The following is a 26,830-nucleotide window of genomic DNA, read 5'->3' as shown; positions in this document are numbered from 1 at the left end:
TCGGTGTTCGTCAGCGGGCGGCCGGGATCAGCCGAACGCCTTCACCGTCTTCCAGTCGACGGACAGGACCGTCTTGACGGGAGCGTTGGTGTTGGTGGTGGACGGGTTGTACAGCCTGATGTTGCCGGTGGCGCCGTCACGGGCCCAGATGTCGGGCACGCCGTCCTTGTTGACGTCCGGGATGCCGATCGCGGCCGTGACGTTGGTCCCGGTCCAGTTGGTGCCGAACTGGACGTCACCGTTGGCCGAGTTGGCCGCCAGCTTGATCGACTCCAGGTCGACGCTGCCGGCGACCGCGCCGGGCTTGCCGTGGCGGACGTACATGTTGCCGTTCTCCACGTTGCGCCACAGCAGGTCGGGCGTGTTGTCCTTGTTCATGTCCGCGATGTTGACGATGTCGCGGGCGGTGCTGGCCCAGGCCGAGCCCTCCATGAGGGTGGCGGTCTGGAAGCTGGCGCCGGTGTAGCCGGACAGGATCCAGAACGCGGTGCCCGCGCGGATGGCGAGGTCGGCGTGCTTGTCGCCCGTGATGTCGCCGATCGCCTTCATCTGCGTCCACGTCGACGGCGCGGGCGCGTTGGAGGGCAGGCGGATCTTGAGGCGGTGGTCGACGTTGAACGTGCCGTAGCCGTCACCGGGGTAGAGCCAGAACTGCTTGTCCGGGGTGACCGCGAACATGTCGGTCGACCCGTCGCCCGGGTAGACGTCGTTGTAGTGCGCGATCAGCGAGCCGGTGCCGGCGGTGTTGACCCAGTGGTTCGGCGGGTTGACCTTCTTGCCGGCGGTGACGTAGGACGCGTCCAGGCAGCTGTAGAGCTCACCGCCGGTGCCGGGGACGGCCGGGTCGGCGGGTGCGCCGACGCAGTTCTTCAGCTTGCCGTCCGCGTAGAGGACGAGCAGGTCGGAGATGTTGTCGCCGCCGGTGTCCATCGGGCCGTCGGCGGTGTCGCGCGGCGGCAGGTAGAAGCTGTAGTCGCCGCGGATGCTCTGGTTGCCGTTGGCGTCGTAGGCGTAGACGTTGATCTGGGTCGGACCGGCGTGCGGCGGGGTGACGTTGGTGATCGTCACCTTGCCGTTGACCGGGGGCGGCGCGTCGACGTAGCCCTGGCCCTCGAAGCCGTAGCGGAACTTGGTGGCGCCGGCGGCGACGAAGGTGAAGTCACCGGGCTTGCCGAAGTTCACCTTCGCCCAGGTCGCGCCGTCGTTGGTGGCCTCGGTGAACACCGTGCTGGTGATGTCCGGCTGCGGCGGGGCGGTGGGGTCGACGGTGAGGTGGCAGGGATAGTCGCCGTTGGGGAAGAAGGACGAGGTGGACTTCGCGTCCGGGTACGTGGCGTCCTCGGAGCGCACGTCCCACTTGAAGAGCGTGTTCGCCGTGAGGTCCTTCAGCAGCGGGTCAGTGGCCTCGATGATCATCTGGCCGTACCCGGTGGAGGAGCTGATGGTGGCGACGTACTCCTTCTTGGTGGTGCTGCCGTCCTTCCAGAAGCGGAACCGCAGCTTCGGAATCTCGCCGTCCGGGTCGGTGGCCTTGGCCTTCAGCGTGATGGTCGTACGGCCGATCAGCATGCTGTTCGTCGGGCCGGCCACACAGTTGCCGCCCGGCGACGAGGCGCCGGCGGTCGGCTGGTTCGGCGCACGGTTGAACTCGCCCTCGATCCGGGCACCGGTCGCGGCGAACTTGCGCCACGTGAGGGTGTCGGTCTCCGTCGTGGCCCGCATGCCGAGGGTGATGGCGCTCCAGCCCTTGTCCGCGGCCTCCTGAGCCGCGGAGGTCACGGTGAAGTACTCCCACGCGTCCGGGCAGCCCGTCGAGGACCAGCCGTGTGCGAAGGACTTCTTGTGCAGGGCTCGCGACCAGGCCGGCTGGGCGTTCCACGTCGTACCGGTGGAGATGCCGCCCGTCAGCCAGAACTCCATCTGGCGCTCGGTGCAGGAGTAGGAGTGGTTGTTCAGGATCTTGAAGGTGGCCCAGTCGAACTTCGCACCCGCGTAGGCGGTGTCGAACTTCATCCGCCAGAAGGAGCGGGCGAGACCACCGGTGTCCTTCTCATAGCCGACGCGGGCGTCGGAGGTGCCGGAGGAGAAGTTCGTACCGTTCCAGAAGCTGGAGTTCGGGTACTTCTTGTACGCCACCGTCCACCCCGCCCACGAGCTGTTGAGCGGCGGGTCGATGAACACCGGGTACGTGGTGTCCTTGGCCGTGAGCAGCCCCGTGGCCGCCACGTCGAGACCGAGCACCGCGGCGCCGGTGCCCTCACCGTCGAGGGTGACGGGGAGCTGCGCCGACTTGGCGCCCGGCTCGATGCCGGTCAGGCCGGAGAGCTTGAGCACGTCGGCCGTCGAGGCGGTGGACGTGCGCTGCGGGGTGCCCTGGGGCAGCTCGGGGTCGCGGCCGGCCGAGTCCCAGGCGAACGGGGTCGGGATGCTGCCGACCTCCTGGCCGCGCTTGTCGACGACCTGGATGCGGTTCGCCTTCGGGTCCTGGCGGAAGACGGCCGTCTTCGAGCGCAGGCCGTACGAGACGGTCTTGAGGTCCTTGTTCTCGGCGGCCTGCTTGTCCTTGACGATGAGGAGCTGGCCGAAGCCGCCGTCCGCACGCACGATCAGCAGCAGGTCGACGCCCGGGAAGACCTCCGGGTAGAGGGCACGCGGGCCGTCGAGCACCGGCTCGGGCAGGGTGCCCGGCCAGGTGTAGGCGATGGTGTGGCCGTCCAGGTCGATCTCGGCGAGAACGGTCTCGCCGGTCAGCGGCGCGCGGACGTACGAACGGTCGGCGCGGCCGGCGGACCGGCTCCCACCCGCGAAGCGCACCGGTACGGCGGCGTTGACGGGACGGATGGCAAGCTCACCCGCCGTCCGGCGCAGCGTGGTGTCGATCGGCGCCCACTCGCCCTGCGCGTTCTTCGCGCGCTGCGGCATGACGTCGATCTGGGTGCGGAGCTTGCCGTTGGGCATCGCCCACAGCAACCGGGTCTGGGTGGTCGCCGTGTCGACGAGCACCTTCTTCCCGGTCCGCTTGGCCTCGGCCGCGGCGGCGGCCTCGTCGCGCGGACCGGTCGACGCCTGGGTGGCGTCGGTGGATCGGGGCCCTTGGGCCGTGGTGGAGTCGCTCGGCTGCCACCAGGGCAGCAGAGCAGCGGTGAGTGCGGCCAGAACGAGGCCGAGAGTGAGGGTCAGCCGTGTGCGCGTGCGCACGAATGGGCTGAGAAGACGAGGCGGCGGCGCGGACACGGCGGTCTACTCCCGTGAAGACGGATGGTGGACAGCACAGATGGCCCCGACGGACAGACCGCGGGGCATAAGGCGCGCACACGATCACACGGCGGGCATGCTGCGTCCATATCTGAAGACTTTATGAAGACGTTATGGGGCCCTGTGGCAGAATCTGTGACCCCGTCAGGACGTGGCTATTCGGCTGTTTTGGCGGAGCGTTAGATTCCAGATGACCGATCTGTCCGATGTAAGGCAAAGGTCGGCAGCGTCGCGCTCTGCGGGCAAACAGGGTGTGACCGATCTCATCTTCACTCCCTGGCCGTCCCGGGAACCGATCTTGTAAATGCGCCGGACATGACAGAGAGTGCGCACGCACGCGCCTGATCCAGGCGCGTGCTTTTGGTGTTTCCGCACCTCATCCCCGTTGTCTTGTTCGTCTGGGTGGGAGTCGACGCGTATGCGTGCTTCAGGTCCACTGTCATGGATCGGGCGGGATCGCCTAGCCATGACAGAGTCACAACGACGGCGCCGTCGGCGAAGCCGCGCGGCGATCGTCCTATTGCTGTCATCGACATTGACGGTGACAAGCCTGGGCTCGCAGGCCCTGGCCGTTCCCGGCGACGGGATGAGCCGTGAGGAGACGACCTCCCAGGTCGACCTCCCGGACATTCCGAAGAGCACCACCCTGCCGGAGGACACGGAGGCTCCGAAGGAGCTGACCACGGCGGATCCGAAGGCGAACGAGGCGTACAAGCCGGTCGCCACCGACCCGTGGGCGGCGGACGCCGGCAAGGCGGACCCGGCGACGGCCCCGGCGGGAACCACGGTCCAGGTCGTGAACCCCACGACCTCGACGCTCCTGCCGGTCGGTGTCGGTGTGCCGGCCGGGCAGGACCCCGCGGCGATCGCCGGTGACTGGCAGGTCGCCGTCAAGGCGACCACCACGTCCGAGGACACCGGCGTGCCCGGCATGATCATGGAGATCGTGCCCCCGGCGACGGCGGACCCGGCGGCCCAGGTGCTCGTCGACGTCGACACCACTGCCTTCGAGGACCGCTACGGCCAGTTGGCCGCCGAGCGCTTCGGCCTCGTCCTGCTGCCGAGCTGTGTCATCGACTCCCCGGAGACCGGCGACTGTGCGCCCGACACGGGCGTCGAGACCATGGCCGGCGAGAACGAGCCGGACGTCGAGGTCGAGCGGCTGCGCAGCACCATCAAGGAGGTGCCGGCGGCCAAGACCAAGCTCAAGGGCACCACCGGCAAGACCAAGAACGCCGCGACCCGCCAGATCCTCTCCGGCACGATCCCGGTCGCGAACCTGCTGCCCGACGAGGACACCTCGAAGGTGTCGGGCGCCACGGCGCGCAAGGCCGCCTTCTCGGAGAACGTGGGCGCCAACGGCCGCCAGGTCGTCGGCGCGATGGACACCGGCGCCTCTGCGTCCGGTGACTTCACCGCCACGCCGCTGCTGTCCTCCGGCTCCTGGGCCGCGGGTTCCTCCAACGGCGCCTTCACCTACTCGTACCAGGTGCAGGTCCCGGAGACCGCCGGCGGTCTGATGCCGAAGGTCAACCTGTCGTACAACTCGCAGTCGGTCGACGGCCGCACCTCGGCGTCGAACAACCAGGCTTCCTGGATCGGTGACGGCTGGGACTACAACCCGGGCTCGATCACCCGGTCGTACAACAACTGCCGCCAGGACTCCAAGCGGGCCGGGGCGAACAACAAGGACCACAAGACCGCGGACCTGTGCTGGGGCTCGGAGAACGCCACCCTGTCCCTGGGCGGCTCCACCACCGAGCTGGTGTGGGACGAGACCAAGGGTCCGCTCGGCAGCGACGGCAAGCCCGTCGGCCAGTGGTTCACCGCCAACGGTGACGGCTCGAAGATCGAGCGGATCAAGGACACGTCCAAGGACCCGCGTTCGGGCCTGAAGGACGCGGACGGCGAGTACTGGGTCGTCACCACCAAGGACGGCACCCGCTACCACTTCGGTCTGAACAAGCTCCCGGGCTGGTCGGACAACGGCACCGCCGCCGACGACCCGTTCACCGACTCCGTCCTCTCGGTCCCGGTGTACGGCAACCACTCCGGAGAGCCCTGTTACGCGGGCACGGGTACCACCAACTGGAAGAACTCCTCCTGCCTCCAGGCATGGCGCTGGAACCTCGACTACGTCGAGGACATCCACGGCAACGCCATGTCCCTCTGGTACGCGCGCGAGCAGAACTACTACGCGAAGAACTTCTACTTCAAGGGCCCGGTCAAGTACCACCGTGGCGGCTACCTGAAGCACATCTACTACGGCCAGCGCAAGGACACGCTCTTCTCTGCGGAGGCCCCGGCGCGCATCGGCTTCACCGTCGCCGAGCGCTGCTTCCCCGAGGCGGGCCTGACCTGCACGGACGCCAACGACGAAGTCGACCACTTCACGGACAAGGACCCGGGCAAGTACCGCATCTGGTACGACACCCCGGCCGACCTGAACTGCAAGGCCGTCACCTCGACGTACACCCGCAAGTGCTGGAACGCCGGTCCGACCTTCTGGACCCGCAAGCGCCTGGACAAGATCACCACCTCCACGCAGCGCCTCACCAACACCACCGCGCGTCAGGTCGTCGACGAGTACCAGCTCAAGCAGAGCTTCCCGGTCCTGAAGACCGGCGCCAACACGGCGCTGTGGCTGGAGTCGATCCAGCGCACCGGCTACGCCCGCGAGGGCTCCAACGACGCGTCGGTGAAGCTGAACGCGGTGCGGTTCGAGTCGAACTCCGACGACATGCCGAACCGCGTCTACCGCGGTGACCCCGCGACCGACCCGCGGCCCGGCTTCTCGCGTCTGCGCATCGCCCGTGTCGTCAACGAGTACGGCGGCGAGACGGCCGTCACCTACAAGCCCCGCACGCCCGAGTGCACCGACAGCACCAAACTGCCGGGCAAGACCGAGACCGCCGCGCTCAAGGCCAACACCCGGCTGTGCTACCCGGTGTTCTGGCACCCGGACGCCGAGGTCGAGGACATCGACTGGTTCAACAAGTACGTGGTCGACACGATCGAGGAGCTGCCGAACGTTCCCGGCTCCTACTCGACGCTGACGGCGTACGACTACAAGAACGCCGGCTGGAAGCTGGCCGAGGCCGAGTTCACCAAGAAGTCGACCCGCACCTACTCCCAGTTCGCCGGCTTCGAGCAGACCACGGTCACCACCGGCGAGCGCAAGGCCGGCGCCGACAGTGGCGAGGGCACCACCCCCGGTGAGGACGTCCCCGGCGCCGAGGGCCCGAAGACCAAGGCCGTCACCCGCTTCTACCGCGGCATGGGCGACGCCACCCCCGTGACGGACGTCCATGGCAACCTCATCAAGACGTCGGACGGCCAGACCGTCTACGACCGAGAGGCCTTTGCCGGCCGCATCCTCGAGGAGCTGTCCTACTCCAACGCGACGGATGCGGACACCGAGTGGCTGACCCGCAGCATCACGATCCCGCAGGCGACGGAGCTGGCCCGCCGTGACCTCGGCGACGGCCTGAGCCCGCTGCAGGCGTGGCGGGTCACCGAGCCCGAGGAGATCGCGCACACGAAGTCCTCGGGAACGGGTGACGACAAGCGGACGCTGCGGACGGTCAAGAGCAGCACGACCTACGAGTCGACGTACGGTCTGCCGACCCTGGTGGAGTCGCTGGGCGACACGGGCAAGACCGGTGACGAGTCCTGCACCAAGCTGGAGTACCTGCACAACACGGCCAAGAACCTGATCGGTCTGTCGAAGCAGGTCCTGGTGTCGCCGACGACGTGCGCCAACGCCGTCTGGACGAACCTGTCCACCCTCAGCGGGGCGCAGCGCACGGCCTACGACGGCACGGCGTACGGCACGGCCCTCGGCGCCACCACCCGCGGTCTGGCCACCGAGTCGTGGTCGTTGAACGGCACCGGCACCGATTTCCAGACCAACGGCACCACCGGTTTCGACGAGATCGGCCGCGTAGTCCGAACGACCGACCCGGAGCAGCTGACCAAGCCGACGCCGAAGTCCTCCACGATCAGCTTCGAGTCCATCGGCCCGGCCACGGGCCAGGTCTTCAAGGTCACCACGACCAACGTGCTCGGACACAGCCAGATCCAGGAGATCGAGCCGGGGCGCGCGGTCACGCTGAAGACGACCGACGCCAACGGTCACGTCAGCGTGGCGAAGTACGACCCGCTGGGCCGTCTCACCGAGGCATGGGCCCCGGGCCGCACCACGGGCGTGCCCGATTTCAAGGCCGAGTACACCATCCCGGTCCCCATGCCCGATCCGAACGACCCCGACGGCGGCGAGACCCGCAACCCTCCGTATGTCACCACGTACGCGCGGGGTTACGAGGACAGGGTCGAGAAGTCCGTCACGATCTACGACGGTCTCGGCCGTGAGCGGCAGTCGCAGGAGCAGGCGGACGGCGGCGGTCGTCTGATCACCGACACGCTGTACAACAGCGCCGGTGAGGTCTACCAGACCAACAACGCCTACCTGAACCAGGATGCCCCTAGCGGCGAACTGTTCACCCCCCAGGCGGACACCACCGTCCCGAACATCACCCGGTACAAGTACGACGGCCTCGGCCGCGTGCTGGAGGAGATGCCGGTCCTCAAGGTCAAGCTCACGGGCACGACCGAAGCCATCTCACAGGAGATCCCGGAGAAAGCGGTCCGCTACGAGTACGGCCCGGACTGGTCGAAGGTGATCCACCCGCAGGGCACCTCGTCCTACCGTGTGTACACCGACGCGATCGGCCGCACCGTCCGTACGGACACCTTCAACCCGGCGGCGCCCGAATACACGACGCCGACGGGAACCAAGGAGCGCTACACGTCGACGCGCTACGAGTACGGCCCGTTCGGCCAGGTGGTCAAAGCGACCGCGTCGGCCGACCCTGCCCACCCGTGGACGTGGACGTACGACCGCCGCGGTCGGATGGAGACCGCGACCGACCCCGACACCGGCACCACGGTTACTCAGTACGACAACCGTGACCGACCGGTGACGATCACGAACGCCCGTGGCACCGTGTGGAACAGCTACGACGAGCTGTCCCGCCCCAAGCAGCAGCGGCAGACGGATGCCAACGGCAGGCTTCTGGCCGATTTCTCCTACGACTCGGCTCCCGGCGGCAAGGGCATGCCTGCCACCGCAACCCGCTACACCGACGACCTGGCGTACGTGCAGAAGGTCAACGGCTATACCAAGGAGTACCTGCCGACTTCGACCACGCTGACCCTGCCCGATTCGATCGTCGCCACGTGGGGTCTGCAGAAGGACTACACCTACGGCTACACCTACTCTGACAACGGCATGCTGGACGAGGCGACCCTGCCGAAGGCCGGCAAGCTCGACCCGGAGAAGCTTGTCGTTCGCTACAACGAGGACGGCAAGCCGGTCTCCATCTCCGGCAAGGACTGGTACGGCTCGGAGACGGTCTACTCCCCGTACGGCCAGGTCATGCGGTCCACCCTGGGTTCGCTGCCGTACCGCGTCTGGGCGCAGAACTCCTACGACGAGTCCACTGGTGAGCTGCAGAACCAGCAGGTCTATCGCGAGAAGACCGACCCCACGGTGGTCTCCGGCAACCTGGTCTCCAACCGTGCCTACACCTACGACCCCTCCGGCAACGTCACGGGCATCCACGAGGCGGCCACCGGGATCGAGGAACGGCAGTGCTTCACGTATGACCCGCTCGGTCAGCTGAAGGAAGCCTGGACCTCGAAGGACCAGGCGCCCTGCACCACCCCGCAGAACACCGACGGCACCCTGAACGTCGCCGCCGGCAAGGACAACTCCGGCTACTGGCAGCAGTACGAGTACGACCTTCTGGGCAACCGGAAGAAGCTCGTCGAGAAGGACCTGTCGGGCAATGCCGCCAAGGACGCCACGACCGGCTACACCTACGGCAAGGCGGACGGCTCCCAGCCGCACACCCTCACCAAGGTGTCCAAGACCTACACCACCCCCGCGGGTGCCAAGGTCAAGGCCGAGGCGGAGCGTCTCTACGAGCTGACCGGCGAGACCAAGCAGGTCACCTCGATCCAGAACGGTGACAAGCAGACGCTGTCCTGGACTTACGACGGCCAGGTGGAGCGGATCACCGGCTCCGGCACCGGCGGAAAAACCCCGTACGTGGGTCTGGCCGACAAGTGCCTCGACCTCAAGTCCGGCCTTGCGGCGGTGGCTCAGCCGCTCCAGCTGTACGGCTGCAACTCATCCATCGCCCAGAACTGGAAGTTCACACCCACCCCCGAACCGGATACTCCGACTATTCCGGACGACAACCAGCCTGACCCCAACCGGGGCACTCTGTCGGTCTACGACGACTGGTGCGTCCAGCCCGCCGGGAACACGGCCGGCTCGGCTGTCCAGATCCAGAAGTGCAACGGCACTGCCGCGCAGGAGCTGAAGCGCAACACCCTGGGCCAGCTGACCCATGCCGCGTCGAACCTGTGCCTGGCGGTGCAGGGCGGGAACTCGGCGAACTCCACGCCGATCGTCCTGGCCACCTGTGACGGCACCTCCGCCGCACAGCTGTGGGCGCCGCAGAATGACACGCGTCACATCTACGGTCCCGGCGGCGACCGCCTTCTCACCATCAAGGGCAAGACGGCGACGCTCCACCTGGGCGAAGCCGAGGTGACCATCCAGCAGGGCGGCGTCCTGGTCAACAGCCAGCGCACCTACTCCACCCCCGGTGGACAGGTCATGCGCTACGCCTACGGCACGGGTGGCGAGCAGCTGGTCGCCCTGACCGGTGACCACCAGGGTTCGACGTACGCCGAGGTCGCTCTGAGCGGCACCATGGCGGTGCGGATCCGCAAGCAGGACCCGTTCGGCAACCAGCGCGGCGCCAGCACCGTCGGTGTCAACCTGCAGGCTCACACCGGGTTCCTCGGCAAGACCAGGGACGACGCCTCCGGCTTCCAGCCGCTGGGCGCTCGCCTGTACGACCCGGTGGTCGGACGCTTCCTGTCCGCCGACCCGCTGATGGACCTGAACGATCCGCAGCAGGCCAACGGGTACGTCTACGCCCACAACAACCCTGTGACGTTCGACGACCCGACGGGTCTGGCCATCACCCTCACCGCTTCCGAGAAGGCCGCGGCACTCGCCGGCGCCGGTCTGTCCGCGGCCCAGGTCGCGCAGGCGCAGGCAACCATGGGCAAGTCCCTGACCTCGGTGATTCTGTCGATCGCATGGGAGACGCTGAAGGACTTCATCGGCATCAACGACGCCATGGCCTGCTTCGGCGGTGACATGTGGTCGTGCGGCAGCATCATCCTGGACGCCATTCCGTGGACGAAGCTGGGCAAGATTCCGTCGGTTCTGAAGGCGATCAACCGCACCATCGACGCCATCCAGGCGTTCAAGGCCGCGAAGAGGGCCGCCGAAGCCGTGCTCAAGGCTGCCAAGGCAGCCGAAGCGGCAGCCTTGAAGGCCAAGAAGGCCGCCATTGAGAAGGCCAAGAAGGAGGCCGCGCAAAGAGCCAAGAAGAAGGCAGCAGAGGCCGCCAAACGGAAGGCCGACGCGGCAGCCGCCGCGAAGAAGAAGACCGGTAACCCGGTCCAGAAGAAGTCCCAGGCCAAGGCCGCACCGAAGTCCTCCTCCCAGCCCAAGAAGACGACCGGGGGCGGCAAGAGCGGCGGAAACGGCAAGGTCAGCACCAGCAAGCCCGGTGGCTCCTCCGGCGGTTCCTCCCGTTCCAACGGTGGCGCCAGCGGTGGTGGCGGTTCCGGCAAGTCCGGTTGCAACAGCTTCGTGCCCGGCACGAAGGTGCTCATGGCCGACGGTTCCACCAAGCCGATCGAGAAGGTGAGGACCGGCGACAAGGTCGTCGCGACGGAGCCGAAGACCGGGGAGACCCGGATCGAGACGGTCACCGCCGAGATCACGGGCCAGGGCCTCAAGCACCTGGTCAAGGTCACGATTGACGTCGACGGCACGTCGGGTTCGCAGACGGCCCAGGTCACCGCGACCGACGGCCACCCCTTCTGGGTCCCCGAGCTCCGCGCATGGCTCAAGGCGACCGACCTGCGCCCCCACCAGTGGCTGCAGGCAGGTACGGGCACCTACGTCCAGATCACGTCGATCCAGCGCTGGACGGCGCAGGACGCCACGGTCCACAACCTGACGGTCTCCGACGTCCACACCTACTACGCGCTCGCTGGTGCGACGCCGGTTTTGGTGCACAACGACGGTGGCAACGAACCGCACGTTTGCGAGATCACCGGCGAGCCGTCGGACGAGCTGCTCGACCATGCCGATGACAACGCCGGCCAGACCAATGTCGCGGCGCAGGTGTTCACGGCAGACGGGCAGCACAGCGCCCTCGGCATCAGCATCAACAGGACGCTCGAAGACCTCACGCCCAACGTGAGGACTGCCGTGCAGCTGACCAACCACCACGGTGGGTGTGGCGAGATCGGGGCATTGTGCGAACTGGAGCGTCGTGGTCTGCCGATCGGCGGCGCGAGGTCGCAGGCCGTCGATGTGCGCGGTGGTTCACAGGGGTATGGATGGGATCGCCATGGCGCCTATCGAGAGATGTGTCCCAACTGCCGGGATCTCTTCACCTACCTGCTGACTGTCAACCACTGATCCCGCATCACTGAAAGGAGCGTTATCGGTGAAACCGACAGCCGAATCCGTCCGGTTCCTCAACGAGGAGGCTCGTGCCCCTCACCGGCTTCCCGAGGCCGGTTCGATCGACTTCCCGTCAGAAGCGGGAATGCTGGTCGAGCTGCTTGTGGAGGGATGGGAGGGAGTCACCCTTCCCGGCTACGGAGGGAACTACTACGGATGGACTCGGCTCTCGGTCTCCCGAGACGGTTGGGCCTCCTCGCCCGACGGGGACGAGTTCATCCGCATCGGCGAGCACCAGAACGCTCCCTGCGCGATCGTTCTTCATCGCGACGGGAGGGTCGGGGTCTCATGGAGTGGCGAGTACACCGACATGTTCGCCGGTTTCATGGAGTTCGTGGAGTCGCTGGCCCTTTGGTCGACTCTGCGGGGCTGGACCGTCCTGAGCGGTTTCGGTCTCCAGTACTCCGAGGCCGTGGACTTCATCTCCCGCGGCAGGCTCCGCCCGGTGACGGTCGGGAGTCTCACACGGTGGACCCGCTTCGACGACGTGGCCGTGTTGGAGGAGCCGTTCCTGACCGGTGATCCCGGCCGCCCGCCAAGGGTTTATGTCATGGCGGCGAATCCGGCGCTGCTGATGGGCTCGGACCTCGTCGGATCCCTGCCGTATCCGAGCATCTCCACAATCGGCCAGGGATTCCCCGAACCTCCGGAACGATGGTTCCGGGACTGATCCTCCTGCTCGTTTCCGCCCCGCTGGGTCCGCCCAGCGGGGCGGAGTGCTGTCCGAGGGCTATCCCCGCGCCTCCCTCTCCAGTCGCAGCGCCTCCTCCATCACCGCCCTTGCGATCGGGGCCGCGCTGCCGCCGCCCGAGATGTCCGTGCGGTTGGCCGCCGCGTCCTCGACGACCACGGCGACCGCGACGGCCGGCTGGGCGGAGTCCGGGGCCTGGGCCCAGGCGATGAACCAGGCGTAGGGGGTGCCGGTGTTGCCGAGGCCGTGCTGGGCGGTGCCGGTCTTGCCGCCGACGCGGGCGCCGGGGATGGCGGCGTTGGTGCCGGTGCCTTCCTGGACCGCGCGGACCATGAGCTCCTGGAGACGGGTCGCGGTGGAGGGGCGCATGGCCTGGCGGTAGGTGCGGCGGCCGGTGGTGTCGACGGTGGTGCCGCCGGCGGTGGTGGTGCGCTCGATCAGGTGGGGGTGGGCGATCTCGCCGTTGTTGGCGACCGCGGCGGCGACCAGCGCCATCTGGAGCGGGGTGGCCGTCGTGTTGAACTGGCCGATGGAGGAGAGGGCCAGTTGGTCCGGGCTCATGTCGGTGTCGAAGTTCGACCTCGCCACCCAGGACGGGATCCGCAGGCCCGGGTCGTTGAAGCCGAAGTTCCCGGCGGCCTCCACCATCTTCTCCAGGCCGACCTTCACCGACAGGCCGGCCATCACCGTGTTGCAGGACCACCGGATGGCGTCGGCGAGCGAGGCGTCTGCGCAGCCTTTGGCCTCGTTGGGCAGGACCCGGCGGGTGCCGGGCAGGACGAAGGGGTCCGGAGTGTCGGTCGGCGCGTCCGGGTCCGTCACCACACCCGCGTCCAGCGCTGCGGCCGCCGTCACGATCTTGAAGGTGGAACCCGGCGGATACGTCTGCCGGAACGCCCGCGCCAGCATCGGCTGGTTCGGCGAGGTGGTCAGCCGCGCCCAGGCGTCCTTCACCTCCCGATCCGTGCCCGACAGCACCCCCGGGTCGTACGAGGGGGACGACACCAGCGCGAGGATCCGGCCGCTCGACGGCTCGATCGCCGCGACCGCGCCCCGCCTGCCGTCCAGGCCCCGGAAGGCGGCCTCCTGCATGCGGGCCCGGATGGTGGTGATCACGTCCCCGCCCGGCTGCCGGCCGCGGCTCAGGTCGTTCCAGAGGGGGAGCGGGGCCAGCATCGGATCGGTGCCGGACAGGACGGCGTCCTCGGCGTGCTCGACCATGGTCGTGCCGTACGTCTGGGAGGCGTAGCCGGTCACCGGTGCGTACAACGGGCCTTGGGTGTACGTCCGTTCCCAGCGCAACTGCTGGCCGCTGTCGCGCGAGCCGGTCACCGGACGGCCGTCCACGACGATCTCGCCGCGCGGCTGGCCCCAGCGCGTGATGGCGATCCGGCGGTTGGCCGGATTGTCGTCCAGCTCGTCCGCCTCGATGACCATCACCCGAGCCGCGTTGACGAGCAGCGCCACCAGGAGGACCAGACAGAGGGCCGCCGCCCGCCGGATGTAGCGGATCACGGCGCGTGCCTCCTCATCTCATGTCCTCCACCCGTCCGCCTCGGCTCCTCCACCCGTTCGTCCTCCACGATCGGGGCGATCACCCCCGTGTCCGCCATGTCCGGGCGCGGCGCGCGGGCCGAGTCGGAGACCCGGACGAGCAGCGCCACCATCACCCAGTTGGTGACGACCGACGAACCGCCCTGCGCGAGGAACGGCATCGCCATGCCGGTCAGCGGGATCAGTCCCATCACCCCGCCCGCGATGACGAAGACCTGGAGCGCGAGGATCGAGGCCAGGCCGATCGCCAGGAGCCGGCCGAAGGGATCGCGCAGGGCGAGTCCGGCGCGGTAGCCGCGGGCCACGATCAGCGCGTACAGCAGGAACAGCGCGGTGAGCCCCACCAGGCCCAGCTCCTCGCCCGCCGTCGCGAGGATGAAGTCCGACTTGGCGGCGAAGCCGATGAGGACGGAGTGGCCGCGGCCGAGCCCCGCGCCCAGCATCCCGCCGGCGGCGAAGGCGAACAGGGACTGGGCGAGCTGGCCCGGCCCGTCGCCCGCCCGGATCGAGGCGAACGGGTCGAGCCAGTCCTCGACCCGCCCGTGGACGTGCGGTTCGAGGGAGCCGACGAGAAAGGCTCCGGCGGCCGCGAGGACGAGCCCCACGGCGATCCAGCCGGTGCGCCCGGTCGCCACGTACAGCATGATCACGAACAGGCCGAAGAAGAGCAGCGAGGTGCCGAGGTCGCGCTCCAGGACCAGGACGCCGACGCTCAGCACCCAGATCGCGACGATCGGGCCGAGCACCCGGCCGGTGGGGAACTGCAGCCTCCAGACCTTCCGGCCGGTGTACGCGAGCGCGTGACGGTTCGCCGCGAGGTACGCGGCGAAGAAGACCGCCAGCAGGATCTTGGCGAACTCACCGGGCTGAAAGGAGAGTTGACCGACCCGGATCCAGATCTTGGCGCCGTTCACGGCGGGGAAGAAGATCGGCAGGATCATCAGGCCGAGCGCGGTGGCCACGGACAGATAGGCGTAGCGCTGGAGGGTCCGGTGGTCGCGCAGCAGGAGGACGACAACGATGAACAGGCCCACGCCGAGCGTCGACCAGACGAGCTGGGTGGGCGCGGCCCGGTCGCCGGGCGTCTCCAGGTCGAGCCGGTAGATCAGGACCAGGCCGAGCCCGTTGAGCAGGACGGCGATCGGCAGCAGGAGCGGGTCGGCGTAGGGGGCGCGCAGCCGGACCGCGAGGTGGGCGAGGAGCGCGAGCAGTCCGAGGCCGGCGCCGTAGCGGGCGGCGTCCGGCGGCACGGCGCCGCTGCGGGCGAGGCCGACCTCGGCATAGCCGTAGACGGAGATGAGGACGGCGCCGAGGAGCAGGGAGAGCTCCACACCGCGGCGCTTCGGAACGCGCACCCCGGGCGGGGGCGCGTCCTGGGCGGGTCTCGCGTCCGTGGGCGGCGCTGCGGTCATGGTCCGCAACGTAGCAAGCAGTAAGCCTTATGTCCCTTTTGTGTGACGGTGTGCCGTGCCGTGACGTGACGGTGTGCCGTGCCATGCCGTGCGGCGTCGCCGGTCTGCCTAGGTCACCGTTCCGCTTCCGTGCCCGGCTCCGCGAGCCGTACGTACTCCGGGAGCGTCAGCCGGGCCACCGCACCGCCGCCCTCCTCCGCGCTCGCGTTGGCGAAGACCAGCTCCGCGCCGATCACCTCCGCCTGGCCCACCGCGATCGTCAGCCCGAGCCCGTGGCCCTTGCCGCCGCCCTCCGTACGGAACCGCTGCGGCCCCGCGTCCAGGAGGTAGTCCGGAAAGCCGGCGCCGTGGTCCCGCACCGTCACCACCGGGCCGTCCACCGTCAGCACCACCGGCGCCGCCCCGTGCTTGTGCGCGTTGGCGACCAGATTGCCGAGCACCCGCTCCAGACGCCGCCTGTCCGTCTCCACCGTCGCGTCGCGCAGCACCCGCACCTCCGTGTCGGTTCCGGAGGCCCGCACCACCCGCGCGGCCAGCGGCCCCAGGTCGTGCACGGCCAGGTCCACCCGCTCGGTGCCCGCGTCGAGCCGCGAGATCTCCAGCAGGTCCTCGGTGAGCGCGCGCATCGTCCGCACCCGGTCCCGCACCAGCTCCGAGGGCCGACCCTCGGGCAGCAGTTCGGCGGCGGCCGACAGCCCGGTCAGCGGCGTGCGCAGCTCGTGCGCCACGTCGGCGGTGAACCGCTGCTCGCTCTGCAGCTTGCGCTGGAGCGAGGACGCCATGGTGTCCAGGGCGCCGGAGACCGTGGCCACCTCGTCCTGGTGCCGCGAGGGGTCCCGGGTGCGGGGGTCGTCGACGCGCGCGTCCAGATCGCCCGCGCTGATCCGCCGGGCCACCTGCGCGGTGGCGTGCAGTCGCCGGGTGACCCGGGTGACGGCGAAGGCGCCGACGAGCAGGGTGGCCCCGATGGCGAGCACGGAGGAACCGAGGATCGAGCGGTCGAGCCCGTCGATGGTCTCGGCGCTCTGCGTGTAGTCCACCCGTACGGCCAGGGCGCGCCCGTCCGCCGGGCCCGCCGCCCACATCGTCGGCCGGCCCTCGTGGTCGCTCACCATGGTGCCCTGCTCGCCCCGGACCGCGAGCGCGCGCAGCTCGGCGGGAAGCCCCTCGGGGTCCACCCCGGCGAAACGGGGGAGCGGTTCGCCCGACTCGTAGAGGCGGCCGACCTCGCCCAGCCTGGTCAGCGCCTTCTCGCGGGAGTCCCGCACCGTCTGCCCGGCCACCGACACATGGACGAGCGTGCCGAGCAGCGCGGCGAGGGCGCAGCACATGATGGTGATGAAGACCGCGGCCTTCCAGGTGAGGGTCGCCGTCCACGCGGGCGGCCGGAGGCGGCGCCTCACGGGCCGGCCTCGGGCGGTACGGGGGCGGGCGTGGGCGTGGGTGTGGGCGCGGCCGAGGGGCTCACGAACGCGGGCGGCGGGACGACCGAGGCCGCCGAGCCGGGCGGTTTGACCCGGACGATCTCGTCCCGGGCGGGCAGCATCGAGCCCTGCTGTTCGTCCCAGGACCACGCCGTCCGGTACTCGTAGCCGGGGATGCCGGCCGAGGCGACCCGCATGATCAGATCGCGGCCGGCCAGCTCGACGCTGACCACCTGGTCGGTGGTGGACATGATGCGGGTCAGGGCGTCGTTCTCGGCGAGATAGACCCGGACGCCGACCTGCTGCTCGGGCATCCGGATGCCGACGATCAGCTCGTCGCGGCCGTTGCCGGTGAGGTCGCGGTAGTACGGGGTGAGGATCGGGCACCGCGCGCGGTCGGTGTCGCACGCCTCGATCGCCCGCGCCGTCTCCTCGTACATGCCGTCCGCTCCGGAGCGGTCGGCGCCATGGGCGCGGACCTCGGCCTGGACCACCGCGACCGGGTCGACGGCGTGGACGTCGTTGTGCGGGGCGGTGATGCCGGGGACCCGCTCGGTGTCGGTCTCGCCGTAGTCGATCGGCGGATTGGTCGCGGGCGGCAGGTCCGGCCACAGCCGCACCGGGCCGACCGCGGCCGGGACCCGGCCGGCGCTCTCCAGGCCGGCCTCGTTTCCGCAGCCGGTGAGGACGAGGGCGAGGGGGAGGGTGAGAGTGAGGGCGTACGCCGCCAGGGCGGGCAGGCGCGTGGCGGCGCGGGCGCCTGCCCGGCCCGTGGTGGCGAGGGCGCGCACTCCGCGTCCGGTTACGGCGCGCCTTGTCGCTCCGGGCCTTCGCGCTCCGTGCCTTGTCGCTCCGTGCCTTGTCGATCCTCGCCTTCTCACTCTGCGCGATCTCACGGTGCTCCTCGGGGACGGGACGGCGAACCTCACCTCACGGCCGGTCTTCCCCTAGACCTTATTCGTAGGGAAGTCCTTTTTATCCACTTGGTGGATCTCCCGCACCGAGAACCGCACCCTGGAGCCGCCCGCCCCGCCCCGCCGGCACCGCCCCGTCCCGTCTCGCCCCTAGGGGGAGCGCCGGCGCTCCATCTGGGCCAGGGCCGCCCGGCAGAGGGTGAGGAGCTTCTCGTCGTCGTGGACGTCATGGGAGCCCGCGCCGTCCTCCCGGGCGTTGTGCCGGCGTCTTCGGGACAGCTCCGCGCGGATCGCCGGCTCCGCGTCGCTCGCCGCGGGCCCCATCTCCGCCAGGCACTCGGCCACCGCCACCCGGGCGTGCCGGTTCTCCTCCCACGCGGCGAGCAGCACCGGCAGCACCGCCCCCGCGTCGCCCTCGACCCGCCACAGCGCCGCGGCCGAACGCACCCGCACCCACAGGTCACGCGCCCCCAGGCCCATCCGCAGCGGGGGCGCCGCCCCGACCGCCGCCGGGCCGATCGCCCCGAGGGCGCGGGCCGCCGCACACCAGTCGGCACCCGTCGCACCCGGCCGCAGCCACCGCTCCAGGGTGGTGAGGGCCTCGTCGACCGAGCCGTCCAGCGACCACACCGCCCGCGCCGCCATCGACGACACCGCCGCCGACCCGGAGGCGAGCAGCCCCCGTACGTCCGGCAGCGCGTCCTCCCGGGCCACGGGACCGAACTTCGCCAGGGTCCGCAGACACGCCTCCCGCACCCAGTCCCGCCGGTTCGGCGGCGCCCCGCGCAGCACCCGCAGCACCTCCGGCAGCGCCTGCGCGCCCCGGACCGAGGCCAGCGCGAACAGCAGCGGCGCCGCCCGGTCGTACAGCAGGTCGTCGAGCTCCACCTCGGCGAGCCTGCGCCGCAGCACCGGGGCGAGCGGCAGCGCGGCCGGGCCGAGCGCGTCCACCGCGTACAGCAGCTCGCGCCGCACCTCGCGCTCCTCCAGCGCCCGCGCGAGCAGCGGGATCGCCCGGGCGTCGCCCGAACGGGCGAGCGCGAGCAGCGCCCCGCCGCGGCCGGCCCGCGCCCCGGGGCCGGGCAGCCCGAGCGGCCCCGCCGGCGTGGCGGCGAGCCGCGCGGCCAGCGCGTCCGAGGCCGGCCCGGCCAGCTCGAAGAGCCGCTCGAGGAAGGACGTGGCGGCCTCCCGCAGCCGCGGCTCCGGGTCGCTGAGCTGCTCCCCGACGAGCCGCACCACCTCGTCGTACCGCCCGCGCCAGACCCGTATCAACCCGCCGCACAGCCAGATCGCGTCCGAGCGCTGCCCCCAGTCGGGGCTGCGCAACTGGGCCAGGATGAGCGCGATGCGGTCGTCGACCCGGTCGTCGAGGGCGGTGTGCAGGGTACGGAGCAGCTCCTCCGTCCACGGCGTGGGGCGGCCCGCCGAGTGCTCCTCCAACAGCTCGCGGACCTGGCCGATCAGCGTCGGGGTGGCGGCCCGCGGTGTCTCGACGGGCCGGTCCGGCGGCGCCGAACGCACCTCGTCGAGCAGGACGGTGACCCGCTCCACCACGTCCTCTGGGATACGGGCGGGGGCGCACCGGGCGAGCTGGGCGAGCGCCGCGAGCCGCAGCCCGGGAGCCTGCGCGGCGCGGGACAGCCAGCCCAGCCAGTCCACGGTCTCGGCGCGCAGCGACTCGTGCCGCAAGGCGATCCGGCCCACGGCGGCGACCAGCGCGAGCCGCACCTCCGTGTCCCGCTCGACGGTGAGCCGCTCGCGCAGCAGGTCGAGCACCCGGGACGGGTCCGAGTGCAGGGAGGCCAGCGCGCACGGCGCCGCCAACCGCACCTCCGGGTCGGGGTCGTCGACGAGCCCGAAGAACACGTCGGCGCCGGCCGCGACCGCCGCGGCGGCCATCGCGTAGTTCGCCGCCGGAATGAACTCCTCGTCCTCCGGGTCGAGTTCGTCCAGTTCCTCGTCCTCGCAGAGGTCGATGCCGCCGATGCTGGTGAGCAACTCGACGATGCCGCCGCGGTCCTGGACGGTGGGGTCGGCGACGAGTTCGAGGAGGAAGGGGATGCAGGCGAGCGTCGAGTCGTAGACGTCGCCCTGGTGGTGCACGGCCCCGTACATGCCGTCGAGGGCGTTCTCCCGCTCGGCCGGATCGTCGGAGGCGAGCCCGCGCAGCAGCTCCGGCACGTCGTCCGCGGGGCCGTACGCATGCCCCAACGAGGCCCAGTCGACCTCCTCGATCCCCGTCAGCATGCCAGCCGCCGCCTTCCCCGTGAGCGCTGTACCAGGCAGCAAGTGTGCACCAACGCAAGGACAACAAGGACCCGCCTGCGGGACGCGGTCCCGCGAGTCCCGCACGGCCGCTCGCTTTGCGCCACGCACGGGTCCGCACACCGGCCCGACGGGCCCCCGCCCGGGCCCCGACCGGCCGTCCCGGCGCCGTCACGGCGGGCCTCGCGGCGGTCCGGGCCACTGCTCACGGACGCTGGACCGGCACTGTTGCGCGCCGGCGCGCCCGCCGGGGCGCCCGCCGCGGGCGCCCGGGGAGTTTGTCCGGAACGGAACGGAGGGACGGGGGAGGCGATATTCGGCCGCCGGGCGTGTAACCGGCCGGGAACGAACGGGAACGAACGGGGAGGGGCGGGGAGGGAGCGGAGGGGTACGGGTGCGGGGCCAGGTCCTGGTCAGAACTCGGGGTTTGGGGGCGGGTCCGGGTCCGGGTCCGGGTCCGGGTCCGGTGGTGGATCCGGGGCTGGGTCCGGTGGCGGGTCCAGTCGCGGCGCCGGGTCCGGGGCCGTGTGGACCGGGGACGGGTCCGTCTCTCGTACGCGTACGAAGCGGGCGGTGTCCTGGCGGCCGACGATCAGCCGCAACTCCAGGGGGAGTTGGCGGTCGAGGGGGCGGACCGGCCCGTGCTCCGGGTCGTTCACGGGCCGGTCCGCGAGGAGCCCCGCCGTCAGCTCGGCCACTTCGCGGGCCTGCGTGCCCGTCAGGCGCGGGGTGGTCCGCAGCGTGCGCCCGTCGGGGAGGCGGGCGAGCACGGCGTGCGGGCGGTCGGGCGGCCCGAACACCCCGACGAGCAGGGCGTCGTGGGTGTCCGAGTGCCGGATCTTCCGCCAGGCCCAGGTGCTCCCCGGCCGGTAGGTGGAGTTCCACGCCTTGGCGACGACCCCCTCGACGCCCGCCTCCCGCAGCGCGGCGAACCAGTCGCGGGCGGTCTCCTCGTCGTCGGTGGCGAGCACCCGCTGGAGCGGCGGCCCGGTCCCGGCGAGGGCGGCGCCGAGCAGCTCCCACCGCTCGCGCAGCGGCCGGCCCCGCAGGTCGTGACCGGGCAGGGCGAGCAGATCGAAGGCGATGTACGAGACGGGGACGCCGGCCCGCTCGCGCTCCCGGTGCGTGCGGAGCAGATCGGTGAAGCTCACCCGCCCCTCGCGGTACGCGCACAGCTCGCCGTCCAGGACGATCCCCGCGGGCAGCCGTTCGCCCAGGTAGGCGGCGATGCCGGGGAACTCGCGCGCCAGGTCGCGCCGGTTCCTGGACTGGAGGAAGACCTGGCCGTCGTCGAGGACGAAGGCGAGGGCGCGGAAGCCGTCCAGCTTGAGGGAGTACTGGAGGCCGCCGGGGACGCTGCCCTGCCGGGGGAGCTCGTCCACGGCCTTGGGACGCATGACATCGACGGGCGGCCGGAGGACGACGCCGCCGCCACGGTCGTCGCCGGCGCGGCCCTTCCCGACGGGGCTCGGGCCGGGGCTCGGGCCGGGGCTCGGGTCCGTGGCCCGACCGGTGTTCCCGTCGGGGCTCCGGTTCCGGTTCGGGTTCGGGTTCATGGCAGGGCCCCCGCGGCGGCCGGGTCGAAGAGCGGGGCGAGCAGGTCGCCGTAGTCCTCCAGGCGGGGCGCGATGTCGTCCATGAGCAGCACGAGCGTCTCGGGGCTCGTGCAGCTCTCCACCTCCTCCCAGGTGACCGGCGCGGAGACGGCCGGGAGCCGGCGGGCCCGCAGGGTGTAGGGGGTGGCCGTGGTCTTCGCGGCGGCGTTCTGGCTGTGGTCGACGAAGACCTTGCCGGGGCGCAGGTGCTTGGCCATCCGGTGCACCACCAGGCGCGGCAGTTCCGCCTCCGCGTCGACCGCGAGCCGGCGGGCGTAGGCGGAGACCTGCTCGGAGGGCGTCGGCTCCAGGGGGACGAGGAGGTGCAGGCCCTTGGAGCCGGAGGTCTTCGCGTACGCCGTGAGGCCGTCCGCCGCCAGCCGTTCCCGCAGGTGGAGGGCGACCCGGCAGCACTCGACGACGGTCGCGGGCGGCCCCGGGTCGAGGTCGAGGACCAGCCGGTCGGCGACGGCGGGGGAGGTGGCCCGCCACTGGTGGGTGTGGAACTCGACGACCAGGTTCGCCGCCCACATGAGGGAGGCCAGGTCCTGGATCACCACTTGGCGCGCGCCGGGGGCCTCGGAGCGCGGCATGGGGGCGGTGTTCACCCAGGCGGGTGTGCCGGGCGGAGGGTTCTTGGTGAAGAAGAGCTGGCCGTCCGGACCGTCCGGATAGCGCAGGAAGGAGACCGGGCGGTCGTGCAAGTGGGGCAGGATCGCGGCCTCGACGGTGGCGTAGTAGTGCAGCAGCTCGCCCTTGGTGGTGCCGGAGGCCGGGTGGATGACCTTGTCCAGGTTGCTGAGGGCAAGGCGCCGCCCCGCCACCTCTGTGATGGGCGTCATACGATGAGAATCCCACGATTCCCTCACATTCGACGTGAATGGCAGATAAGGCACGAAAGCGGCATGGCCGCACAGGTCGCACAGGTCGCACAGGCCGCAAGCTCGAATAGCCCCGAAAGGGCACGCAAGGCAAAGAAAGGGGATGAACCGTGCGATCCATCTGGAACGGGGCCATATCCTTCGGGCTCGTCAGCATCCCGATCAAGCTGGTCAACGCCACGGAGAGCCGGTCGGTCTCCTTCCGCCAGATCCACGCCGCCGACGGCGGCCGCATCCGCTACAAGAAGGTGTGCGAGCTCGACGGCGCCGAGGTCGCCCAGGCGGAGATCGGCAAGGCGTACGAGGACGCCGACGGGACCATGATCCCTATCACCGACGAGGACCTGGCCGCCCTGCCGCTGCCCACGGCGAAGACGATCGAGATCGTGGCCTTCGTGCCGGCCTCGGAGATCGACCCGCTCCAGATGGACGCCGCGTACTACCTCTCCGCCAACGGGGTGCCGGCCGCCAAGCCGTACACCCTGCTGCGCGAGGCCCTGAAGCGCAGCGACAAGGTGGCCGTGGCGAAGTACGCCCTGCGGGGGAGGGAGCGGCTCGGCATGCTGCGGGTCGTGGACGACGTGATCGCCATGCACGGACTCCTCTGGCCGGACGAGATCCGCGCCCCGGAGGGCGTGGCGCCCGAGACGCCGGTGACGGTGCGGGAGGCGGAACTCGACCTGGCGGACGCCCTGATGTCCACGCTCGGCGAGGTCGACATCAGCACCCTGCACGACGACTACCGGGAGGCGGTCGAGGAGATGATCGCCGCCAAGGCGGAGGGCGGCGCGGGCGTCGCGCCCGCGGAGCCCGAGACGCGCGGCGGCGGCCAGGTGATCGACCTGATGGCGGCCCTGGAGAGCAGTGTGCGCGCGGCGAAGGAGGCCCGGGGCGAGCCGGCGGAGGTCACCGAGCTCCGGCCGAGGAGGAAGGAGGCCACAGGGCCGGCGGCGCCGAAGGAGACGGGCGCGAAGAAGTCCACGGCACGGACGGCGGCGAAGAAGGCCGCGGCGGCGCCGGCCCGGAAGTCGACGGCGAAGACCGCGAAGACGGCGGCGAAGGCGACGGACAAGCCGCCTGCGAAGTCCACGGCCAAGACCGCCGCCAAGTCCACCGCCAAGTCCACGGCCAAGGCGACGGAGAAGAAGCAGCCGGCGAAGAAGGCGACGCCGCGCAAGCGTTCGGCCTGACGAGGAACCGGGGACAGGACGGCGGAGCCACGGGTACGGTCGACGCTGCTGCCGCACCCTGGAGGACACCGAACGATGCAGGCCGAGGTCTGGTTGCTTGAGCTCGACGAGACGCCCGGGGCCGCGTTCGCCGCCGGTCTCGACACGACCGTCCTGGACGCGCGGGAGCGCGAGCGGGCCGCCTCGTTCGTACGGGCCGTCGACCGCGCCTTGTACACCGCGGCGCACGTCGCGCTGCGCACCGTACTCGGCGGCCTCCTCGGCGAACGCCCCCAGGACCTGAACTTCACCCGTGAGCCGTGCCCGTGCTGCGGCGCGCCCCACGGCCGCCCGGCCCTCGCCGTACCCGGCGCGACTCATGGGCGTCCGGCCCTCGCGGTACCCGGCCCGGCTCACGGGCGCCCGGCCCTCCCCGTACCCGGCGCGACCAATGGGCGTCCGGCCCTCGCCGTACCCGACCCGGCCCCCGGGCCCCATGCCCTCGCCGAAGCTGGCCCGACCCCCACGCACCCCGCCCTCCCCGTACCCGGCGGTGACGCCTCCGTGCCGCCCCCGCCGCTGCACTTCTCCCTCTCGCACACCCGCGGCATGGTCCTGATCGCCACCGCTCCCGTCCCGGTCGGCGCCGACGTCGAGCTGCGACCCGCGCCGGAGACCGTGGCCGACCTGGTGTCAGTCCTCCACCTCAGGGAGCGGGCGGACATCGAGGCCGAGGAGGAACCGGCGCGGCGGGCCGCCGTGTTCGGCCGGATCTGGGCGCGCAAGGAGGCGTACCTCAAGGGCCTCGGCACGGGCCTCGGCCGCGACACGACCCTGGACGATCTCGGAGGTGACGGTACGGGGGCCGGCTCCGCCGACGAGCGCCGCCACCCGGCCGACTGGACGCTCCACGACCTGCCCTGCGGCCCGGCCCACCACGGCGCCGTCGCCCTGCGCTCTCCCCGCGCCGCGACCGAACCGCCGGTCCTGCACCGCCTGACGCCCGAGGCGCTCCGGGGCGGCACGCTCACGGCCTGACGGACGGGGGATCTGCCCCTCCTCCTTCGGGACCCGGCCCCGCCCTCTTCGGTGACCCGGCCCCGCCCTCTTCGGGGACCTCGGCCGCCCCCGCTACTCCGGGACCCCTTCCCTCTACGGGCCCCCTCCCTACTCCGGGACCCTTCCCCCTCCCTATGCGACCTCTGTATGACCCTCAGGGCGGTCAGCTCCCCGTATAACGGACGGAGTTGGCCGCCCTTCGGACAACTGATGGTCAAATCCTTGTTGCATACCTGTCAATCAGGGTTGCTCGCTGGCACGCTCACTCCCGCACCACCCCCCACACAGAACCCCCACGCGTAACAGCGAAGGAGCCCGCGTGACCCGCCAGCAGTCCTCGCACCAGCAGTCCTCGCACCGCCGTATCGTCGCCCGCACCGCTGCCCTGATCGCATCGGCCGCCATGGTCGTCGTCGGAGTCCAGACCGGATCCGCCAGCGCCGATGCCCAGAGCGTCGAGAAGGCCCAGCGCGAGGCCGGCGCGACCGCGCTCGTGCTGACCGGCACCCAGCGCGCCGCCGCCATCCAGGAGGCCCAGGCCGGAGCCGCCGCCACCGCCCGGGCCATCGGCCTGTCCGCGCAGGAGAAGCTGGTCGTCCGGGACGTCGTCAAGGACGCGGACGGCACCATCCACACCCGCTACGAGCGCACGTACGAGGGCCTGCCGGTCCTCGGCGGCGACCTCGTCGTGCACCAGAAGAAGAACGGCGCCCGCTCCACCACCAAGGCGACCCACGCCCGTATATCCGTGGCGACCACCACCCCGGCCGCCGGCTCCGCCGCTGCCGCCGCGGCGGAGGCCGGGAGCAACGCCCGCAAGGTGATCTGGGCGGCCACCGGCAAGCCCGTCCTCGCCTGGGAGAAGGTCGTCACCGGCACGCAGCACGACGGCACCCCGAGCGAGCGGCACGTCATCACCGACGCCACCACCGGCAATGAGCTCTACTCCTACGAGGCCATCGAGACCGGCGTCGGCAACACCCAGTACAGCGGCCAGGTCACCCTCGGCACCGCCCCGTCCTTCACCCTGACCGACACCGCGCGCGGCGGCCACAAGACGTACGACCTGAAGGGCGCGACGAGCGGCACCGGCACCCTCTTCACCAACTCCACCGACGTCTGGGGCAACGGCCTCGCGACCAACCGCGAGACCGCCGCCGCCGACGCCCACTACGGCGCCGCCGTCACCTGGGACTTCTACAAGAACGAGCTCGGCCGCAACGGCATCCGCGGCGACGGCGTCGCCGCCTACTCGCGCGTCCACTACGGCAACGCGTACGTCAACGCCTTCTGGTCCGACCAGTGCTTCTGCATGACGTACGGCGACGGCGCGGGCAACGCCAAGCCGCTGACCTCCCTCGACGTGGCCGGCCACGAGATGACCCACGGCCTGACCTCCGCCACCGCCGGCCTGCGCTACAGCCGCGAGTCGGGCGGCCTGAACGAGGCCACCTCCGACATCCTCGGCACCTCCGTCGAGTTCTACGCGGCCAACTCCTCCGACGCCGGCGACTACCTCATCGGCGAGAAGATCGACATCCGCGGCAACGGCACCCCGCTCCGCTACATGGACAAGCCCAGCAAGGACGGCAACTCCGCCGACTACTGGTCCAGCGGCCTCGGCCGCCTCGACGTCCACTACTCCTCGGGCCCGGCCAACCACTTCTTCTACCTGCTGTCCGAAGGCAGTGGCACGAAGACCATCAACGGCGTCGTCCACAGCTCGCCGACCTACGACGGCTCCACCCTCACCGGCATCGGCCGCCAGAAGGCGTACAAGATCTGGTTCAAGGCCCTGACCACCTACATGACCTCCTCCACCACCTACGCCGGCGCCCGCACCGACACCCTCTCGGCGGCCACGGACCTGTACGGCGCCGGCAGCGCGGAGTACAACGCGGTGAACGCGGCCTGGGCCGCGGTCAACGTGAAGTAAGCACCTCCCCACGCTCCGAGGGCCGCGGGGCACATCGCGATGCGCCCCG

13 protein-coding genes are annotated in these 26,830 nt (G+C 70.8%); 5 read left to right on the top strand and 8 right to left on the bottom strand.

Annotated elements, in window-relative coordinates:
• Positions 1-27 precede the first annotated feature (27 nt).
• Complete coding sequence (locus tag ABZ135_RS18080) at positions 28-2,958, bottom strand: hypothetical protein (RefSeq protein WP_356696863.1); 2,931 nt, start codon at positions 2,956-2,958, stop codon at positions 28-30.
• A gap of 838 nt (positions 2,959-3,796) precedes the next feature.
• Here ABZ135_RS18080 and ABZ135_RS18075 point away from each other — a divergent pair.
• Positions 3,797-11,836 (top strand): ricin-type beta-trefoil lectin domain protein, encoded by an 8,040-nt coding sequence (locus ABZ135_RS18075; protein ID WP_356696783.1) that lies wholly within the window; start codon positions 3,797-3,799, stop codon positions 11,834-11,836.
• 28 nt (positions 11,837-11,864) lie between these two features.
• Positions 11,865-12,551 carry a hypothetical protein gene (locus ABZ135_RS18070; protein WP_356696781.1) on the top strand — a complete coding sequence of 229 codons (687 nt, stop codon included), beginning with the start codon at positions 11,865-11,867 and terminating at the stop codon, positions 12,549-12,551.
• A 60-nt stretch (positions 12,552-12,611) separates the two neighbouring features.
• Here the strand turns inward: ABZ135_RS18070 and ABZ135_RS18065 are convergent, their stop codons facing one another.
• The 7 genes from ABZ135_RS18065 to ligD form a co-directional block, all read right to left on the bottom strand.
• The gene (locus ABZ135_RS18065; RefSeq protein ID WP_356696779.1) at positions 12,612-14,087 is read right to left on the bottom strand and encodes a penicillin-binding transpeptidase domain-containing protein; all 1,476 of its coding nucleotides are present in this window, start codon (positions 14,085-14,087) and stop codon (positions 12,612-12,614) included.
• Positions 14,084-15,538 carry an FtsW/RodA/SpoVE family cell cycle protein gene (locus ABZ135_RS18060; protein WP_356696777.1) on the bottom strand — a complete coding sequence of 485 codons (1,455 nt, stop codon included), beginning with the start codon at positions 15,536-15,538 and terminating at the stop codon, positions 14,084-14,086. The genes ABZ135_RS18065 and ABZ135_RS18060 overlap by 4 nt, the downstream gene beginning before the upstream one ends.
• Positions 15,539-15,651: 113 nt before the next feature.
• Positions 15,652-16,941, bottom strand: a complete 1,290-nt coding sequence (locus ABZ135_RS18055; protein ID WP_356696775.1) for a HAMP domain-containing sensor histidine kinase — start codon at positions 16,939-16,941, stop codon at positions 15,652-15,654.
• Positions 16,938-17,702 carry a hypothetical protein gene (locus ABZ135_RS18050; RefSeq protein WP_356696861.1) on the bottom strand — a complete coding sequence of 255 codons (765 nt, stop codon included), beginning with the start codon at positions 17,700-17,702 and terminating at the stop codon, positions 16,938-16,940. Before ABZ135_RS18050 ends, ABZ135_RS18055 begins: the two co-directional genes overlap by 4 nt.
• 324 nt (positions 17,703-18,026) lie before the next feature.
• A complete protein-coding gene (locus tag ABZ135_RS18045; RefSeq protein WP_356696773.1) occupies positions 18,027-20,123 on the bottom strand; it encodes a PBS lyase in 2,097 nt (698 codons plus the stop codon).
• Between the two features lie 431 nt (positions 20,124-20,554).
• A complete protein-coding gene (locus ABZ135_RS18040) occupies positions 20,555-21,538 on the bottom strand; it encodes a DNA ligase (protein WP_356696771.1) in 984 nt (327 codons plus the stop codon).
• Positions 21,539-21,693: 155 nt separating this feature from the next.
• Positions 21,694-22,578 carry a non-homologous end-joining DNA ligase gene (ligD, locus tag ABZ135_RS18035; protein WP_356696769.1) on the bottom strand — a complete coding sequence of 295 codons (885 nt, stop codon included), beginning with the start codon at positions 22,576-22,578 and terminating at the stop codon, positions 21,694-21,696.
• Positions 22,579-22,727: 149 nt separating this feature from the next.
• Here ligD and ABZ135_RS18030 point away from each other — a divergent pair, with 149 nt between their 5' ends.
• The 3 genes from ABZ135_RS18030 to ABZ135_RS18020 all read left to right on the top strand — a co-directional run bounded on the left by ABZ135_RS18030 (position 22,728) and on the right by ABZ135_RS18020 (position 26,781).
• Positions 22,728-23,807, top strand: coding sequence for a Ku protein (locus ABZ135_RS18030; protein WP_356696767.1), 1,080 nt, complete (start codon positions 22,728-22,730; stop codon positions 23,805-23,807).
• A gap of 75 nt (positions 23,808-23,882) precedes the next feature.
• Positions 23,883-24,824, top strand: coding sequence for a 4'-phosphopantetheinyl transferase superfamily protein (locus ABZ135_RS18025; RefSeq protein WP_356696765.1), 942 nt, complete (start codon positions 23,883-23,885; stop codon positions 24,822-24,824).
• Between the two features lie 424 nt (positions 24,825-25,248).
• Positions 25,249-26,781 (top strand): M4 family metallopeptidase, encoded by a 1,533-nt coding sequence (locus ABZ135_RS18020; protein WP_356696859.1) that lies wholly within the window; start codon positions 25,249-25,251, stop codon positions 26,779-26,781.
• Positions 26,782-26,830: the final 49 nt, after the last annotated feature.

The organism is Streptomyces sp. NPDC006339, assembly GCF_040612775.1.
In the GTDB taxonomy this organism is placed as follows: domain Bacteria; phylum Actinomycetota; class Actinomycetes; order Streptomycetales; family Streptomycetaceae; genus Streptomyces.
The sequence above is the reverse complement of the archived record's forward strand: the minus strand, read 5'-3'. Positions and strand labels throughout refer to the sequence as shown.